The sequence below is a fragment of the Streptococcus sanguinis genome, assembly GCF_900475275.1.
In the GTDB taxonomy this organism is placed as follows: Bacteria; Bacillota; Bacilli; order Lactobacillales; family Streptococcaceae; genus Streptococcus; species Streptococcus sanguinis_N.
Genome location: NZ_LS483364.1, coordinates 440,834 through 459,506 on the forward strand (window position 1 = coordinate 440,834; position 18,673 = coordinate 459,506).

An 18,673-nucleotide genomic window follows, 5' to 3' on the forward strand; every position below is an offset into this window, starting at 1 on the left:
TTCTGAACCGCGAATTTTTGATTCTTTATAAACAGTTTGGAATCAAAAGTTTGTGAATACGATAAAGCGAGACTGAGACATTTTGTCCCAGTCTCTTTTTTTATATGACTCTCTATTGCATTGAAGCGTTTACATCCTGTCGCAGAAGTGCTATAATGAAAGTAATCTTAATGAAAACTGGAGGAAGTTTATGAAAACATCTAAGTTAGCTGCAGCTGCTGGGCTTGTCATTCTCTCTGCAGGAATTTTGGCTGCCTGTTCGTTTGGTGGTTCCAATTCATCTGGGAAAAACTATAGCTATGTTTATACCTCAGATCCAGATACACTGGATTACACTGTGTCCAATAAGCGGGCAACCAATGAGATTATGGCTAATGTAGTGGATGGTTTGCTAGAAAGCGATAAGTATGGTAACTTAGTGCCTTCTCTAGCGGAAGATTGGACCGTTTCAAAAGATGGTCTGACCTATACTTATAAGCTTCGTGAGGGAGTGAAGTGGTATACTTCTGATGGTGAAGAGTATGCAGATGTGACTGCTAAGGACTTTGTGACCAGTCTGAAGCATGCCGCAGACAGCAAGTCTGATGGTCTCTATATCGTTCAAAAATCCATTAAAGGCTTGGATGACTATGTCAATGGTAAAATAACTGACTTCTCCCAAGTTGGTGTTAAGGCGGTGGATGATTCTACTGTTCAATACACTCTCAATCAGCCAGAAAGTTTCTGGAATTCTAAGACAACCATGGGGATTCTTTTCCCGATTAACGAAGAATTTCTGAAATCAAAAGGTGACAAATTTGCTCAGGGGACAGATCCAACCAGCGTCCTCTATAACGGTCCGTTTATCTTGAAATCTATCACTTCCAAATCTCAAATTAGCTTAGAGAAGAATCCGAACTATTGGGATAAGGAAAAGGTGAAAATCGATACTGTCAAGTTCTCTTACTATGATGGGCAAGATACAGAATCGCTGGTGCGTGGCTTCTCTGACGGCAACTACACCATTGCCCGTCTTTTCCCAAATAGCTCCAACTTTGCCAGTGTGAAGAAACAGTATGGAGACAATATCGTCTACACTCCTCAAGGTTCAGGAACCTTCTTTGTTACAACTAATATCGACCGTCAGTCTTACGAGCATACTTCTAAGACAACGGATGCACAGAAAGCTTCCACTAAGAAAGCACTGCTCAATAAAGATTTCCGTCAGGCTCTGCTTTTTGCCTTTGACCGTACTGCCTATTCTGCCCAAACCAATGGCGAAGAAGCAGCAGACAAGCAACTTCGTAATACCTTTGTTCCGCCAACCTTTGTTCAGGCTAATGGTAAAGAGTTCGGCAGCATTGTAGAAGAAAATCTGGCTAGCTATGGCGATGAGTGGAAGGGAGTCAAATTAGACGACGCTCAGGATGGCTTTTATAATCCAGAAAAAGCTAAGGCAGAATTTGCCAAAGCTAAAGAAGCGCTGCAGGCAGAAGGAGTGGAATTCCCTATTCATCTGGATATTCCGGTCAGCTCAGCAGATACCAATGGTGTTAAGAGTGTTCAGTCACTGAAGCAGTCTATTGAAGCTAATCTTGGATCTGACAATGTGGTGATTGATATTCAGCAGATGACAGATGATGACTTGAATAACATCACCTACTTTGCAACCTCGGCATCTCAAGAAGACTGGGATTTGAATAATAATCTCGGCTGGAGCCCAGATTATAACGATCCATCTTCTTATCTGGAAATCACTGGCTCTAAGACTGGTGAGAATGTTGACGGCTACTTTGGTTTTGACCCTGGCACAGATAATGCAGCAGCTAAAGAGGCCGGCTTTGAAGAGTATGACAAGCTCTTGGAAGATGCAGCTTCAGAAAACGAGGATATTAACAAACGTTACGAAAAATATGCAGCAGCTCAGGCTTGGCTGACAGACAGTGCCCTGTTGATGCCAGCTTGGTCATCTGGTGCAACACCAAGTGTCCGTAAGGTTGTTCCATTCTCAGGACCATTTGCTTGGACTGGAAACAAGGGTGAATACAGCTTTAAATATGTTGAAATCCAAGATAAACCAATAACGACTAAAGAATATGAAAAAGCGCGTGAAAAATGGGCAAAAGAAAAGGAAGAATCCAATAAAAAAGCTCAAGCAGAACTCGCAGAACATATTAAATAAAGAAAGAAAATCCCATTGTAGCTACAGTGGGATTTTTGATGATTTTAGAGGCGGAATGGGCGAGGCTAATGTTGTCTAATCCTAGATGACAGACATGCAGGAAGTCTGATTACATAAACATCTGAGGGTGTTAGTGAGCTAACTTAATATTCTGAAAATTTATTTTACTTTTAGTACTATCTATGCTATAATCTTAATTAAATCTAAAAATCTAAAAGATGGAGAAACCCATATGAAACAAAGCAAAGTCCTTGCGTTAGCAGGAGTAACTCTTCTTGCGGCTGGCTTTCTTGCAGCTTGCTCAGGCTCTAAGCCAAACACAAAATCAGGCAGTTCTAACACCTTTAATTATATCTACGAGACAGATCCTGAAAACTTGAACTATCTCACTTCAAGTAAAGCTGCTACAACAGACTTGACAGCAAATGTCATTGACGGTCTTTTAGAAAACGACCAATATGGAAACTTAGTTCCTTCAATGGCAGAGGAATGGACTGTATCACCAGATGGGAAGACCTATACATACAAGCTTCGCAAAGATGCTAAGTGGTATACTTCTGAAGGTGAAGAGTACGCAGATGTGACAGCAGAAGACTTTGTCACAGGTCTTAAGTATGCGGCAGACAATAAATCTGAAACAATCTACTTGGTTCAGGATTCTGTAAAAGGGCTTAAGGACTATATTTCTGGGAAGATTGATTTCTCAGAAGTAGGAATCAAAGCAGTTGATGATCATACCGTTGAGTATACTCTTAATGAGCCAGAAAGTTTCTGGAACTCTAAGACTACAATGGGAATTCTCTACCCAGTAAACAAAGACTTTTTGGAAAACCAAGGTGATAAGTTCGCTCAAGCAACTGATCCAACAAGCTTGCTTTACAACGGACCTTTCTTGCTCAAATCATTGACTTCAAAATCTGAAATCCAATTTGAGAAGAATCCTAATTATTGGGACAAAGAAAATGTTCACGTAGATGCAGTTAAACTCTCTTTCTATGATGGACAAGATCAAGGAAAACCTGCTGAGCAGTTCAGCCAAGGCGCATTGACAACAGCCAGACTTTTCCCAACTAGTGCGACTTATGAAAAGGTTGAAAAAGACTTTAAAGATAATATCGTCTATACACCTCAAGATGCCTCAACTTTCTTAGTAGGTACTAACATTGATCGCCAGTCTTATAATCATACGGCTAAGACATCAGAAGTTCAAAAGACTTCAACTAAGAAAGCCTTGCTTAACAAGGACTTCCGTCAGGCTTTGACCTTTGCCTTCAATCGTGAGTCCTATGCATCTCAGATTAATGGTAAGGACGGAGCAGACAAACTTCTTCGTAACCTTTACATCCCACCTACATTTGTGCAGGCTGGTGACAAGTCCTTCGGTGACTTAGTTAAGGAAAAAGTAGTAACTTATGGCGACGAATGGAAAGACGTTGACTTCTCAGATGGTCAAGATGGTCTCTATAACGAGAACAAAGCAAAGGCTGAATTCGCTAAAGCAAAAGAAGCTTTGAAAGCTGATGGAGTGGAATTCCCAATTCATCTGGACATTCCGGTTGATCAAACAGCTACTTCTAAAGTACAGCGCGTTCAATCCCTCAAGCAATCCATTGAGAAGACTTTGGGAACAGATAATGTTGTGATTGATGTTCACCAATTGTCTAAGGATGAAGTGACTAACATTACCTTGTTTGCTCCTTCTGCTGCTGAAGAGGACTGGGATATTTCAGATAATGTCGGCTGGTCTCCGGACTATCAAGATCCATCTACCTATCTTGATGTTATCAAACCTGGTGGTGAAAACACCAAGACCTTCTTAGGATTTGATGGCACAGATAATGCCGCAGCGAAACAAGTTGGTTTGGATGAATATACCAAGCTGGTTGACGAAGCTGGTGCAGAAAAGCAAGATTTGAACAAGCGTTATGAAAAATATGCGGCTGCTCAGGCTTGGCTGACTGATAGTGCTTTGTTGATTCCGGTAACTTCTAGAACAGGTCGTCCAACCTTGACTAAGGTAGTGCCTTTCTCAGCACCGTTTGCTTGGTCTGGTGCTAAGGCGCGTGAAGCAGCAAGTTATAAATACATGAAATTGCAGGATGAGCCTGTAACGACAAAAGATTATAATAGCGCTCAGGAAAAATGGAATAAAGAACGTGCGGAATCTAATAAAAAAGCTCAAGAAGAATTAGCAGACCACGTGAAATAAGCTTGCTAAGAGAACTTTCTCTAATAGAGGAGAAAGTTCTTTTGGAATTTAAAGGAAACGATAAATGAAAAAATATATTTTTATGCGTATCTTACGCTCAATTGTGTCGATTTTCTTGGTGACGACCCTGACTTATGCCATTATCTATACTATGGTGCCAAGAAGGTTGATTTTCAAGCAGGATCCTAACTATAATAAGATAGCGACCAATAAAGATAAAAAGACTAACTATGAAAACACTATCTTTGAGCGGATGGGCTACATTGACTATTATGATACAAAGGAACTGCAGGAGAAAGCCAGCAAGGAAGATTCTTCTGTTACCACAGAAGCTACTGAAGCAAACGAGAAGATTTATCAGAAGTATATTGATAAACTCGGTAATGGCTGGAAATTGCAGAAATTTCCACTGAGCGGAGAATTCTACGCTGTACGTGAAGTACCTGTGTATGAACGTGTCTTTGAGTTCTATGCTAATTTGATTCAAATTGACCATCCAAATGTTATCCAAGATGAGGAAAATCCAAACCTAGAGCGTTATATCCGGTTTGAAAATGATCCATCTGTTGGCTGGTCTCTTGTGGGTTCTGGTACCAAGCATAAATATTTGCTTTACTTTAATGGTCAGTTCCCATTTGTCCACCAGAACTTTATCACCTTTAATTTAGGGAATTCTTATCCAACCTATGCCAATATCCCTGTTCTGCAGGTTATTACACAAGGGCAAGGACAAACTAAGTCTTCCGAAGTTCAATTCCCAACAGGTAAAAAGACATCGTCTGTAAATATCTATTCTCGTACCTATAAGACGCCAAGCAAAGCCGATTCACAGGACATTGCTAAGTTTGGTAAGGGAGATGCCTATACGGCGACTCAAAGCAACTATCAAAATCCATCCATGATTACCAGCTCAGCCATTATCGGTTTGATTGGTGTGGCTCTGTCTTATCTGATTGCTATTCCACTCGGTTCTTACATGGCTCGACTCAAAAACACATGGTTTGATAGCATTTCTACAGCGGGCTTGACCTTTATGATGTCACTGCCAACCATCGCCTTGGTCTACATCGTCCGTTTGGCTGGCTCTGCTGTCGGTCTTCCAGACTCCTTCCCAATCTTGGGAGCGGGAGATTGGCGTTCTTATGTCTTGCCAGCTGTTATCCTAGGCCTTTTGAGTGCTCCTTGGACAGCTGTTTGGATTCGCCGGTATATGATTGACTTGCAGTCTCAGGACTTTGTCCGCTTTGCGCGTGCTAAGGGACTCTCTGAAAAAGAAATTTCTAACAAGCACATCTTTAAAAACGCTATGGTGCCGCTGGTATCTAGTATCCCAGCTTCTATCGTTGGTGTTATTGCAGGTGCGACTCTGACAGAAACTGTCTTTGCTTTTCCTGGTATGGGTAAGATGCTGATTGATTCTGTTAAGGCATCCAATAACTCTATGGTTGTTGGTCTTGTATTCATCTTCACATGTCTGTCTATCTTTGCTCTCTTGCTGGGTGACATTCTGATGACTGTACTGGACCCACGTATTAAGTTAACATCAAAAGGAGGTAAATAATGGCTACAATTGATAAAAGCAAATTCCAATTTGTCAAACGTGACGATTTTGCCTCTGAAACGATTGATGCTCCAGCCTATTCTTACTGGAAATCAGTCATGCGTCAATTTCTGAAAAAGAAATCAACCATTACCATGCTAGGGATTCTGATTGCCATTATTCTCATGAGCTTCATTTATCCTATGTTTTCAAACTTCGACTTTAATGACGTGAGCAAGGTAAATGATTTTAGCATGCGTTATATCAAACCAAGTGCTCAATACTGGTTTGGAACGGATAGTAATGGTAAGTCTCTCTTTGATGGTGTTTGGTTTGGTGCTCGTAACTCTATTCTTATTTCGATTATTGCGACGGTTATTAATCTGGCCATCGGAGTCATCATCGGCGGTATCTGGGGAATTTCCAAAACAGTCGACCGTGTCATGATGGAAGTCTACAATATCATTTCAAACATCCCTGCCCTCTTGATTGTCATTGTCTTGACCTACTCTATCGGTGCTGGTTTCTGGAATCTTATTTTTGCCATGACGATTACTGGTTGGGTCGGTATTGCCTACACTATCCGTGTGCAGATTATGCGCTATCGGGATTTGGAATACAACCTTGCCTCTCGTACTCTTGGTACACCAACTCTCAAGATTGTAACGAAGAACATTATGCCGCAGTTGGTATCTGTTATCGTGACCACCACTTCACAAATGTTGCCAAGCTTTATCTCTTACGAAGCCTTTCTGTCCTTCTTTGGATTAGGGCTTCCTGTAACAGTGCCAAGTTTGGGACGCTTGATTTCAGATTATTCTCAAAACGTGACGACGAATGCCTACCTCTTTTGGATTCCACTCACAACTCTGATTTTGGTATCCCTTACTTTCTTCGTAGTTGGTCAAAACTTAGCCGACGCCAGCGATCCACGTACACATAGATAGGAGTAAATATGACAAAGAATGAAAATGTAATATTGACTGCTCGCGATATTGTCGTGGAATTCGATGTTCGCGATCGTGTCTTAACCGCCATTCGTGGAGTCTCTCTGGACTTGATTGAAGGCGAAGTTCTGGCTATTGTTGGTGAATCAGGTTCTGGTAAGTCTGTATTGACCAAGACCTTTACTGGAATGCTAGAAGAAAATGGCCGTGTAGCTCAAGGAACCATTGACTACCGTGGTAAAGATTTGACAACTCTTCGGAGTAACAAGGATTGGGAGCCGATTCGCGGTGCAAAAATTGCGACTATCTTCCAAGATCCGATGACGAGCTTGGATCCCATTAATACGATTGGAAGCCAGATTACAGAAGTCATTATCAAGCACCAGGGAAAATCAGCCAAAGAAGCTAAAAAAATGGCCATTGACTATATGAGTAAGGTCGGGATTCCAGATGCGGAAAAACGTTTCGAAGAATATCCTTTCCAATACTCAGGTGGTATGCGTCAGCGGATTGTTATTGCTATTGCCTTGGCTTGCCGTCCTGATATTCTTATCTGTGATGAGCCGACAACGGCCCTCGATGTAACGATTCAAGCGCAAATCATTGACTTGCTCAAATCCTTGCAGCAAGAATATCATTTCACAACCATCTTTATTACGCACGACCTTGGTGTTGTGGCTAGTATTGCAGATAAGGTTGCGGTCATGTATGCCGGTGAAATTGTAGAATACGGCACAGTTGAAGAAATCTTCTACGAGCCAAAACATCCTTACACATGGAGCTTGCTATCCAGCTTGCCTCAGTTGGCAGATGCGAATGGGGCCCTCTACTCGATTCCTGGTACTCCGCCGTCGCTCTATTCACCGATCAAAGGAGATGCCTTTGCTTTGCGTTCTGACTATGCCATGTCAATTGACTTTGAAGAAGAAGCACCGGCTTTCAAGGTCTCAGATACTCATTGGGCTAAGACTTGGTTGCTGCACGAAGATGCGCCTAAGGTTGATAAACCAGAGATTATCGAAAACCTGCATGAAAAAATTCGTTCGAAAATGGGCTTCAATCAATTAGAAGCTTAGGAGGAAGGAAATGACTGAAAAATTAGTTGAAATTAAAGATTTAGAAATTTCCTTCGGCGAAGGAAGTAAGAAATTTGTAGCAGTAAAAAACGCAAATTTCTTCATCAACAAGGGGGAAACTTTCTCTCTTGTAGGAGAATCAGGCTCTGGTAAGACTACTATTGGTCGAGCTATTATCGGCCTTAATGATACCAGTGCAGGTGATATCTTCTACGAAGGCAAAAAGATTAATGGTAAAAAGTCAAAAGCAGAAGAAGCAGACTTGATTCGCAAGATTCAGATGATTTTTCAAGACCCAGCAGCTAGCCTGAATGAACGTGCAACGGTTGACTATATCATATCTGAGGGTCTCTATAATTACCATTTGTTTGATAGCGAAGAAGATCGTCAAAGAAAAGTCAAAGATATCATCAATGAAGTTGGCTTGTTAGCTGAGCATTTAACTCGCTATCCTCACGAATTCTCTGGTGGACAGCGTCAGCGGATTGGGATTGCTCGTGCTCTGGTCATGCAACCAGACTTCGTGATTGCTGATGAGCCGATTTCCGCCTTGGACGTATCTGTCCGAGCACAGGTCTTGAATCTTTTGAAAAAATTTCAAAAAGAGCTTGGCTTGACCTACCTGTTTATTGCCCATGACCTTTCGGTAGTTCGTTTTATTTCTGATCGTATCGCCGTGATTTACAAAGGTGTCATTGTAGAAGTGGCAGAGACAGAGGAATTGTTCAACCATCCTGTCCACCCTTATACACAATCTCTGCTCTCAGCTGTTCCAATTCCAGACCCAATCTTGGAGCGTAAAAAAGTGTTGAAGGTCTATGATCCTGAACAGCACGATTATTCAGTTGATAAACCAGAAATGGCAGAGATTCGTCCGGGACACTATGTCTGGGCTAATAAAGCTGAACTCGAAAAGTATAAACAAGAACAAAAATAGAAAAAATGTCCGAAAGGGCATTTTTTGCGCCTTTAAAAGAAAGAATGTAGGTCAATTTACCAGCCTCAAAGGTATGCAAAACAATTCATCAATTTAAAAATAATATTTTTTTAAATTCTTTCAAAAAAGGTATTGACAGGTAGTAGGTATAGGTGATATACTAATATAGTTGTCGCGAAAGACAAAGCCCTTTGAAAACTGAACAAGACGAACCAAGTGCAGGGTGACATAGAGATATGTAACCTGTCAAAAAAAACGAAAATAAATCTGTCAGTGGACAGTAATGAGTGCGAACTCAAACTTTTTAATGAGAGTTTGATCCTGGCTCAGGACGAACGCTGGCGGCGTGCCTAATACATGCAAGTAGAACGCTGAAGAGAAGAGCTTGCTCTTCTTGGATGAGTTGCGAACGGGTGAGTAACGCGTAGGTAACCTGCCTGGTAGCGGGGGATAACTATTGGAAACGATAGCTAATACCGCATAAAATTGATTATTGCATGATAATTAATTGAAAGATGCAATTGCATCACTACCAGATGGACCTGCGTTGTATTAGCTAGTTGGTGAGGTAACGGCTCACCAAGGCGACGATACATAGCCGACCTGAGAGGGTGATCGGCCACACTGGGACTGAGACACGGCCCAGACTCCTACGGGAGGCAGCAGTAGGGAATCTTCGGCAATGGGGGGAACCCTGACCGAGCAACGCCGCGTGAGTGAAGAAGGTTTTCGGATCGTAAAGCTCTGTTGTAAGAGAAGAACGGGTGTGAGAGTGGAAAGTTCACACTGTGACGGTATCTTACCAGAAAGGGACGGCTAACTACGTGCCAGCAGCCGCGGTAATACGTAGGTCCCGAGCGTTGTCCGGATTTATTGGGCGTAAAGCGAGCGCAGGCGGTTAGATAAGTCTGAAGTTAAAGGCTGTGGCTTAACCATAGTATGCTTTGGAAACTGTTTAACTTGAGTGCAGAAGGGGAGAGTGGAATTCCATGTGTAGCGGTGAAATGCGTAGATATATGGAGGAACACCGGTGGCGAAAGCGGCTCTCTGGTCTGTAACTGACGCTGAGGCTCGAAAGCGTGGGGAGCAAACAGGATTAGATACCCTGGTAGTCCACGCCGTAAACGATGAGTGCTAGGTGTTAGGCCCTTTCCGGGGCTTAGTGCCGCAGCTAACGCATTAAGCACTCCGCCTGGGGAGTACGACCGCAAGGTTGAAACTCAAAGGAATTGACGGGGGCCCGCACAAGCGGTGGAGCATGTGGTTTAATTCGAAGCAACGCGAAGAACCTTACCAGGTCTTGACATCCCTCTGACCGCTCTAGAGATAGAGTTTTCCTTCGGGACAGAGGTGACAGGTGGTGCATGGTTGTCGTCAGCTCGTGTCGTGAGATGTTGGGTTAAGTCCCGCAACGAGCGCAACCCCTATTGTTAGTTGCCATCATTCAGTTGGGCACTCTAGCGAGACTGCCGGTAATAAACCGGAGGAAGGTGGGGATGACGTCAAATCATCATGCCCCTTATGACCTGGGCTACACACGTGCTACAATGGCTGGTACAACGAGTCGCAAGCCGGTGACGGCAAGCTAATCTCTGAAAGCCAGTCTCAGTTCGGATTGTAGGCTGCAACTCGCCTACATGAAGTCGGAATCGCTAGTAATCGCGGATCAGCACGCCGCGGTGAATACGTTCCCGGGCCTTGTACACACCGCCCGTCACACCACGAGAGTTTGTAACACCCGAAGTCGGTGAGGTAACCGTAAGGAGCCAGCCGCCTAAGGTGGGATAGATGATTGGGGTGAAGTCGTAACAAGGTAGCCGTATCGGAAGGTGCGGCTGGATCACCTCCTTTCTAAGGAGTCCGTAAGGACACACGGAATGCACTTGGGTCTTGTTTAGTTTTGAGAGGGCTATGTGGGGCCTTAGCTCAGCTGGGAGAGCGCCTGCTTTGCACGCAGGAGGTCAGCGGTTCGATCCCGCTAGGCTCCATTATCTAGTTTTACTAGATAAAGAACTTGTCCATTGAAAATTGAATACCGATATCAAATAGTAACAAGAAAATAAACCGAAAACGCTGTGAAAATTAATGAGTTTAAGACTGAAAGGTCAAAAATAAGGTTAAGTTAGTAAGGGCGCACGGTGGATGCCTTGGCACTAGGAGCCGAAGAAGGACGTGACAAACGACGAAATGCCTCGGGGAGCTGTAAGTAAGCTTCGATCCGGGGATGTCCGAATGGGGGAACCCAACAGGTTGATGCCTGTTACCCATTTCTGTTAAGGGAATGAGGAGGAAGACGCAGTGAACTGAAACATCTAAGTAGCTGCAGGAAGAGAAAGCAAAAGCGATTGCCTTAGTAGCGGCGAGCGAAGAGGCAGGAGGGCAAACCGAAGAGTTTACTCTTCGGGGTTGTAGGACTGCAATGTGGACTCAGAATTTATAGAAGAATGACTTGGGAAAGTCAGCCAAAGAGAGTAATAGCCTCGTATTTTAAATAGATTCTGTACCTAGCAGTATCCTGAGTACGGCGGGACACGTGAAATCCCGTCGGAATCTGGGAGGACCATCTCCCAACCCTAAATACTCCCTAGTGACCGATAGTGAACCAGTACCGTGAGGGAAAGGTGAAAAGCACCCCGGGAGGGGAGTGAAATAGAACCTGAAACCGTGTGCCTACAACAAGTTCGAGCCCGTTCATGGGTGAGAGCGTGCCTTTTGTAGAATGAACCGGCGAGTTACGTTATGATGCGAGGTTAAGTTGAAGAGACGGAGCCGTAGGGAAACCGAGTCTGAATAGGGCGCTTTAGTATCATGATGTAGACCCGAAACCATGTGACCTACCCATGAGCAGGTTGAAGGTGCGGTAAAACGCACTGGAGGACCGAACCAGGGCACGTTGAAAAGTGCTTGGATGACTTGTGGGTAGCGGAGAAATTCCAAACGAACTTGGAGATAGCTGGTTCTCTCCGAAATAGCTTTAGGGCTAGCGTCGACATCAAGATTCTTGGAGGTAGAGCACTGTTTGGGTGAGGGGTCCATCCCGGATTACCAATCTCAGATAAACTCCGAATGCCAATGAATTATGGTCGGCAGTCAGACTGCGAGTGCTAAGATCCGTAGTCGAAAGGGAAACAGCCCAGACCACCAGCTAAGGTCCCAAAATAATTGTTAAGTGGAAAAGGATGTGGGGTTGCACAGACAACTAGGATGTTAGCTTAGAAGCAGCTATTCATTCAAAGAGTGCGTAATAGCTCACTAGTCGAGTGACCCTGCGCCGAAAATGTACCGGGGCTAAAACAATTTACCGAAGCTGTGGATACCTTTTATAGGTATGGTAGGAGAGCGTTCTATGTGTGGAGAAGGTGTACCGTGAGGAGCGCTGGAACGCATAGAAGTGAGAATGCCGGTATGAGTAGCGCAAGACAGGTGAGAATCCTGTCCACCGTAAGACTAAGGTTTCCAGGGGAAGGCTCGTCCGCCCTGGGTTAGTCGGGACCTAAGGAGAGACCGAAAGGTGTATCCGATGGCCAACAGGTTGAGATTCCTGTACTAGAGTATGAAGTGATGGAGGGACGCAGTAGGCTAACTCGTGCGTACGATTGGATGTACGTCTAAGCAGTGAGGCGTGGTATGAGTCAAATGCTTATACCTCTAACGTTGAGCTGTGATGGGGAGCGAAGTTTAGTAGCGAGTGAGTGATGTCACACTGCCAAGAAAAGCTTCTAGCGTTGTATCATACTCTACCCGTACCGCAAACCGACACAGGTAGTCGAGGCGAGTAGCCTCAGGTGAGCGAGAGAACTCTCGTTAAGGAACTCGGCAAAATGACCCCGTAACTTCGGGAGAAGGGGTGCTGACTTTGGTCAGCCGCAGTGAATAGGCCCAAGCAACTGTTTATCAAAAACACAGCTCTCTGCTAAATCGTAAGATGATGTATAGGGGGTGACGCCTGCCCGGTGCTGGAAGGTTAAGAGGAGTGCTTAGCGGTAACGCGAAGGTATGAATTGAAGCCCCAGTAAACGGCGGCCGTAACTATAACGGTCCTAAGGTAGCGAAATTCCTTGTCGGGTAAGTTCCGACCCGCACGAAAGGCGTAATGATTTGGGCACTGTCTCAACGAGAGACTCGGTGAAATTTTAGTACCTGTGAAGATGCAGGTTACCCGCGACAGGACGGAAAGACCCCATGGAGCTTTACTGCAGTTTGATATTGAGTGTCTGTGCCACATGTACAGGATAGGTAGGAGCCTATGAAATCGGGACGCCAGTTTCGATGGAGGCGTTGTTGGGATACTACCCTTGTGTTATGGCCACTCTAACCCGGTAGGTTTATCATCTACGGAGACAGTGTCTGACGGGCAGTTTGACTGGGGCGGTCGCCTCCTAAAAGGTAACGGAGGCGCCCAAAGGTTCCCTCAGACTGGTTGGAAATCAGTCGCAGAGTGTAAAGGTATAAGGGAGCTTGACTGCGAGAGCTACAACTCGAGCAGGGACGAAAGTCGGGCTTAGTGATCCGGTGGTTCCGCATGGAAGGGCCATCGCTCAACGGATAAAAGCTACCCTGGGGATAACAGGCTTATCTCCCCCAAGAGTTCACATCGACGGGGAGGTTTGGCACCTCGATGTCGGCTCGTCGCATCCTGGGGCTGTAGTCGGTCCCAAGGGTTGGGCTGTTCGCCCATTAAAGCGGCACGCGAGCTGGGTTCAGAACGTCGTGAGACAGTTCGGTCCCTATCCGTCGCGGGCGTAGGAAATTTGAGAGGATCTGCTCCTAGTACGAGAGGACCAGAGTGGACTTACCGCTGGTGTACCAGTTGTTCTGCCAAGAGCATCGCTGGGTAGCTATGTAGGGAAGGGATAAACGCTGAAAGCATCTAAGTGTGAAACCCACCTCAAGATGAGATTTCCCATAACGCAAGTTAGTAAGAGCCCTGAGAGAAGATCAGGTTGATAGGTTAGAAGTGGAAGTGTGGTGACACATGGAGCGGACTAATACTAATCGCTCGAGGACTTATCCTAGAATAAGAGCTTCATCAGAGTGCAGCGAATGGTTTAGAGGAATGTGAGATTTGATATTGTATTCAATTTTGAGTTGACAAGGCTTGTCTGAGAGGACAGGACAGTTAATTCAATAGTTAAGTGACGATAGCCTAGGAGATACACCTGTACCCATGCCGAACACAGCAGTTAAGCCCTAGAACGCCGGAAGTAGTTGGGGGTTGCCCCCTGTGAGATATGGTAGTCGCTTAGCAGTTATCCGCCATAGCTCAGTTGGTAGTAGCGCATGACTGTTAATCATGATGTCGTAGGTTCGAGTCCTACTGGCGGAGTTTCAAAGAGGTTTTTACCTCTTTTTATTTTTAGTGATAGGATATACTGGAGACAAGGTATTCTATAGTCTTATTTTAGTGTATTCTAAAGTTTGACTTTGTATTCTTTATAATTGAATGAAAAAAGCAGAAGTTTGTCTGAGACTAGTTTCTGCTTTTTTCATTAGAGTTTGTTTGATAAAAATGGTTTCTAGGTCTGGTCTTACTCCAGAGTTTGGGGTTCAAAGAAAGCTCGGTAAAGTGCACGAATGGCAGCTTTTTCTTGATTTTTTTCAACAACAAACATGATGGATACTTCGCTTGAACCTTGGGACATCATTTGAATGTTGATGTTGTTTTCCGAAAGAGCTTTGGTTGCAGTGGCTGTAACCCCGATATGACTCTTCATTTTTTCGCCGACAATCATGATAATGGAAAGATCGTGTTCAATTTCTGCATGATCAACCTCTGCTTTTTGAACAAGCTGACGAAGGATCTCTTCCTCTTTGATAGGAGTTAATTCGCGCTCGCGCAAGATAATAGAGAGGTCATCAATTCCTGTAGGCATGTGCTCCCAACCAATATTCAGGTCTTCGAGAATTTGAAGGACGCGTCTACCAAAGCCGATTTCTCTATTCATCAGGTACTTGGACATGTTAATGCTGACAAAGCCTGCATCTCCAGCAATTCCAACGACTGGTAGATGGTCCTTGCTGTGTTTATGGACAATTTGAGTACCTGGATGTTCTGGATTGTTGGTATTTTTAATAACCAGCGGGATTTTGCCGCGGTAAGCTGGAAGCAGAGCTTCATCATGGAGAACTGTAAAGCCAGCGTAGGCCAATTCACGCATTTCCCGATAGGTTAGCTCAGGAATGGAATGTGGTTTGTGAACGATGCCGGGATGGGCAGCAAAGATTCCGTCAACATCAGTAAAGTTTTCATAAACATCTGCTTTGACTCCCGCAGCAATGATAGAGCCGGTAATATCAGAACCTCCGCGAGAAAATGTACAGATTTGTCCATCTTGAGTTACACCAAAGAAACCAGGAATAACTAGAACTTCATCAGAATTGTTGAGTTCTTCAATCTTATCATAGCTAGAAGGGAGAATTCTTGCATTGCCAGGTTCACTGGAAACGACGAGTCCTGCTTCTCTCGGATGTACATAATTAGCTGGAACGCCATTTTGACTGAAATAAGCTGCAATTAATTTAGCGTTGTTGTTTTCTCCTGCTGCAAGGAAAGTATCATAAAGAAATGCATTATCTTCAATTGGCAAAGTTGCAAGGCTTGTGATGCTTTTGGAAATTTTCTCCAGAACTTTTGGCTTCAAACCTAATTCTGCAACCATATCTGCATAGCGATTAATAATCCACTGTTGGTTTGGTGTGACATCATTTCCTGCTATATACTCTCGGTAATATTTAATCAGAGCATCGGTTACTTTGATATCGTCATCATGGCGTTTTCCTGGCGCTGATACTACAACAAATCGACGTTCAGGGTCAGATTTGACAATATTCAAAACTTTTTCTAATTGAGTCGCAGAAGCCAGTGAACTTCCGCCAAATTTTACAACTTTCATAGATTCTCCTATCTTATTTTAAAAATTATAACAAAATTCTGAAAATTATTCAAACACTGTTTTTATACTATTTTTATCCATAATATTGCTTTTACACTTTAAATTTGAAGACCATCTAATTTTTCCCATTTTTTATTTCCTTTCTTTTATATTTTATGATAAAATATAAGTTGTTTATAATTTGAATATCAAATTATTTAAGAATAAAACAAAACGGCTGATTTGAAATCGGGTCGGGAATGGAGCTGAAATGACATTTAATGGAATTCTCTATCACGTAGCAGATGAGGTGGCAACGATTACTTTCAATCGTCCTGAAGTTTCAAATGGCTTTAATATTCCTATGTGTGAGGAAATTTTAGAGGCTATTGAACTTGCTGCTAAGGATGAGTCCGTCAAATTTTTAGTTATCAATGCAAATGGTAAGGTTTTTTCAGTGGGCGGGGATTTGGCTGAGATGCAGAGAGCTGTCAGTGATGATGATGTCCAATCCTTGGTGAAAATCGCAGAACTGGTGAACGATATTTCTTTTGCTATGAAACGTCTGCCTAAGCCGGTTATCATGAGTGTTGATGGCCCTGTTGCTGGTGCGGCTGCTAATATGGTCGTTGCAGCAGATTTCTGTATTGCCACTGAAAAATCCCGCTTCATTCAGGCCTTTGTTGGGGTTGGTCTGGCGCCAGATGCTGGCGGTCTTTACTTACTGACTCGTGCTATCGGGGTGACTCGTGCGACCCATCTGGTTATGACTGGGGAAGCTCTGACTGCAGAGAAAGCTCTGGATTACGGCTTGCTTTATAAAGTCTGTGAAGCAGAAAAGTTGGAAAAAACAACGGAACAGTTGCTGAAAAAGCTGAAACGTGGCTCTCTAAATTCTTACAGAGCAATGAAAGAAATGGTTTGGAAGAGTCTGTTCAGTGGCTGGTCTGAGTATGCAGAGCTAGAGTTGGAACTACAGAAATCGCTGGCTTTCACAGAAGATTTCAAAGAGGGAGTTCGGGCACACTCTGAGAAGCGTCGTCCAAATTTCACAGGTAAATAATATATTGGTTCAAGGTTGCTTAATTTGTAAGTTGTTTACGAAAATATTTGAAAATCAAATTAATTTTCAAAAAAGCTTGCAAATTACTTTTCTATCTGATAAAATTTGATTGTCAAAGTATTTTCTTAAGGAGGGTTGGTTTTGAATTTTCAGTTAGTAAATGATTACTTAACGTCTATTTTCAATAATGTCTTGGTTATTGAAGAATCGAGCCTAAGAAGCAGTCGCTTCAACGATGTCTCCATTAAGGAAATGCATACAATAGATGTCATTGGCACAACCCCAAATGCTACTCCAAGTGATATATCACGAGAATTGATGGTTACCTTGGGGACTGTTACGACTAGTTTGAATAATCTGGAGCGTAAGGGGTATATTGAGCGGCGTCGGTCGGAAGTTGATCGTCGTGTGGTGCATCTGAATTTGACAAAGAATGGGCGGCTTTTGTATCGTCTTCACAAGCGATTCCACAACCGCATGGTCATGCAGGTAGTGGATGGGATGAGTCCAGAAGAGAGACAAGTGATGCAAAAGGGCCTGCAAAATTTATATAGTTTCCTAGAGGATTTGAAATAATGAACTATGCTAAGATTAGCCAGGTGGCTCATTATGCTCCCCGTCAGGTTGTCAGCAATGATGATCTAGCCGAGATTATGGATACCAGTGATGAGTGGATTTCAAGTCGAACTGGGATTAAAAACCGCCATTTATCGTCAGATGAAACGACCAGTGATTTAGCTACAAAAGTAGCAGAGAATTTGCTGCAAAAGTCAGGAATTTCTGCTCAGGACCTGGACTTTATCATTGTTGCCACTATTACGCCGGATTCTTTAATGCCTTCAGCTGCTGCGAGAGTACAGGCAAACATTGGTGCTAAGAATGCCTTTGCCTTTGATTTGACGGCAGCCTGCAGTGGCTTTATCTTCGCCCTATCTACTGGGGAAAAGTTTATTTCTTCAGGCCGTTATCAAAAAGGTCTAGTCATAGGAAGTGAGACGCTCTCTAAGACGGTAGATTGGTCGGATCGTTCAACTGCGGTTCTCTTTGGAGATGGTGCTGGCGGTGTCCTGTTGGAAAGTGCTTCAGAACAGCATTTTTTGGCAGAAAGTCAGTTTACTGACGGATCTCGCGGAGATAGTCTGACCTGCGGAAAAATTGGTTTATCTTCACCTTTTTCAGAAAAAGGTGAGAATCAGCCTTATCTGACAATGGACGGCAGAGCTATTTTCGACTTTGCTATTCGTGATGTTGCTCGTTCTATCAAGGAAACCATTGAAAGCAGTCAGCTTTCAGCGGAAGATTTGGATTTTCTGTTGCTGCATCAGGCCAATATCCGTATTTTGGATAAAATGGCTAAGAAGCTTGGTGTTGCGCGGGAGAAACTTCCAGCCAATATGATGGAATATGGCAATACTAGTGCAGCTAGCATCCCGATTTTATTATCTGAGTGTGTGGAGCAAGGACTGATCAAACTGAACGGAAATCAGACAATTTTGATGTCAGGTTTCGGTGGAGGTTTGACATGGGGCACGCTTATTGTTACAATTTAGTTAATCAAGTGGAAACACATGATAAAAAATATTTTATTTTTAAAGGAGTCTATCCATGGCAGTATTTGAAAAAGTACAAGAAATTATCGTTGAAGAACTTGGCAAAGAGCCATCAGAAGTTACTCTTGAGTCAACTTTCGATGATCTTGAAGCAGATTCATTGGATTTGTTCCAAGTGATTTCAGAAATTGAAGATGCATTTGACATTCAAATCGAAACTGAAGAAGGTTTGAACACAGTTGGTGATTTGGTTGCTTATGTAGAAGAAAAAACTAAATAAGCAAGTAACTGAGAGTATCGAAAGATATTCTCTCTTGT

Annotated in this window: 11 protein-coding genes, 2 tRNA genes and 3 rRNA genes; 15 read left to right on the forward strand and 1 reads right to left on the reverse strand. The window is 43.4% G+C overall.

All coding sequences use genetic code 11. The annotated features are described in order from the left end of the window. Positions 1-190: 190 nt before the first annotated feature. From DQM55_RS02275 to DQM55_RS02330, 11 genes are all read left to right on the forward strand, one after another. Positions 191-2,161 (forward strand): peptide ABC transporter substrate-binding protein, encoded by a 1,971-nt coding sequence (locus tag DQM55_RS02275; protein ID WP_111675346.1) that lies wholly within the window; start codon positions 191-193, stop codon positions 2,159-2,161. A 232-nt stretch (positions 2,162-2,393) separates the two neighbouring features. Continuing rightward, positions 2,394-4,370 (forward strand): peptide ABC transporter substrate-binding protein, encoded by a 1,977-nt coding sequence (locus DQM55_RS02285; RefSeq protein ID WP_111675347.1) that lies wholly within the window; start codon positions 2,394-2,396, stop codon positions 4,368-4,370. A gap of 64 nt (positions 4,371-4,434) precedes the next feature. Continuing rightward, a complete protein-coding gene (locus DQM55_RS02290; protein ID WP_002902452.1) occupies positions 4,435-5,931 on the forward strand; it encodes an ABC transporter permease in 1,497 nt (498 codons plus the stop codon). Then, the gene (oppC, locus tag DQM55_RS02295; protein ID WP_002920135.1) at positions 5,931-6,857 is read left to right on the forward strand and encodes an oligopeptide ABC transporter permease OppC; all 927 of its coding nucleotides are present in this window, start codon (positions 5,931-5,933) and stop codon (positions 6,855-6,857) included. Before DQM55_RS02290 ends, oppC begins: the two co-directional genes overlap by 1 nt. An 8-nt stretch (positions 6,858-6,865) precedes the next feature. Continuing rightward, a complete protein-coding gene (locus DQM55_RS02300) occupies positions 6,866-7,933 on the forward strand; it encodes an ABC transporter ATP-binding protein (protein ID WP_002902455.1) in 1,068 nt (355 codons plus the stop codon). Positions 7,934-7,943: 10 nt separating this feature from the next. After that, complete coding sequence (locus tag DQM55_RS02305; protein ID WP_002922228.1) at positions 7,944-8,870, forward strand: ATP-binding cassette domain-containing protein; 927 nt, start codon at positions 7,944-7,946, stop codon at positions 8,868-8,870. 303 nt (positions 8,871-9,173) lie between these two features. Beyond that, positions 9,174-10,721: ribosomal RNA gene (locus DQM55_RS02310) — 16S ribosomal RNA — on the forward strand. Between the two features lie 64 nt (positions 10,722-10,785). After that, a tRNA-Ala gene (locus tag DQM55_RS02315) sits at positions 10,786-10,858 on the forward strand. 127 nt (positions 10,859-10,985) lie between these two features. After that, positions 10,986-13,885, forward strand: a 23S ribosomal RNA gene (locus tag DQM55_RS02320). 116 nt (positions 13,886-14,001) lie between these two features. Next, positions 14,002-14,117, forward strand: a 5S ribosomal RNA gene (gene rrf, locus DQM55_RS02325). The 16S, 23S and 5S rRNA genes sit together here with 2 tRNA genes alongside, the layout of an rRNA operon. 5 nt (positions 14,118-14,122) lie before the next feature. Then, positions 14,123-14,196 (forward strand) — tRNA-Asn (locus tag DQM55_RS02330). 202 nt (positions 14,197-14,398) lie between these two features. Here DQM55_RS02330 and DQM55_RS02335 read toward each other — a convergent pair. Further along, entirely contained in the window at positions 14,399-15,763 is a 1,365-nt protein-coding gene (locus tag DQM55_RS02335; RefSeq protein ID WP_002905272.1) for an aspartate kinase, read from the reverse strand. 250 nt (positions 15,764-16,013) lie between these two features. Between DQM55_RS02335 and DQM55_RS02340 the strand changes: the two genes are divergently transcribed. The 4 genes from DQM55_RS02340 to DQM55_RS02355 all read left to right on the forward strand — a co-directional run bounded on the left by DQM55_RS02340 (position 16,014) and on the right by DQM55_RS02355 (position 18,635). Beyond that, a complete protein-coding gene (locus DQM55_RS02340; RefSeq protein ID WP_002901188.1) occupies positions 16,014-16,805 on the forward strand; it encodes an enoyl-CoA hydratase in 792 nt (263 codons plus the stop codon). 141 nt (positions 16,806-16,946) lie between these two features. Continuing rightward, positions 16,947-17,381, forward strand: coding sequence for a fatty acid biosynthesis transcriptional regulator FabT (fabT, locus tag DQM55_RS02345; protein WP_002901186.1), 435 nt, complete (start codon positions 16,947-16,949; stop codon positions 17,379-17,381). Continuing rightward, positions 17,381-18,355: a beta-ketoacyl-ACP synthase III gene (locus tag DQM55_RS02350; protein WP_004192131.1), complete on the forward strand. Its 975-nt coding sequence runs from the start codon at positions 17,381-17,383 to the stop codon at positions 18,353-18,355. The genes fabT and DQM55_RS02350 overlap by 1 nt, the downstream gene beginning before the upstream one ends. 55 nt (positions 18,356-18,410) lie before the next feature. Further along, positions 18,411-18,635: an acyl carrier protein gene (locus DQM55_RS02355; RefSeq protein ID WP_002893611.1), complete on the forward strand. Its 225-nt coding sequence runs from the start codon at positions 18,411-18,413 to the stop codon at positions 18,633-18,635. The last annotated feature ends 38 nt before the right edge of the window (positions 18,636-18,673 follow it).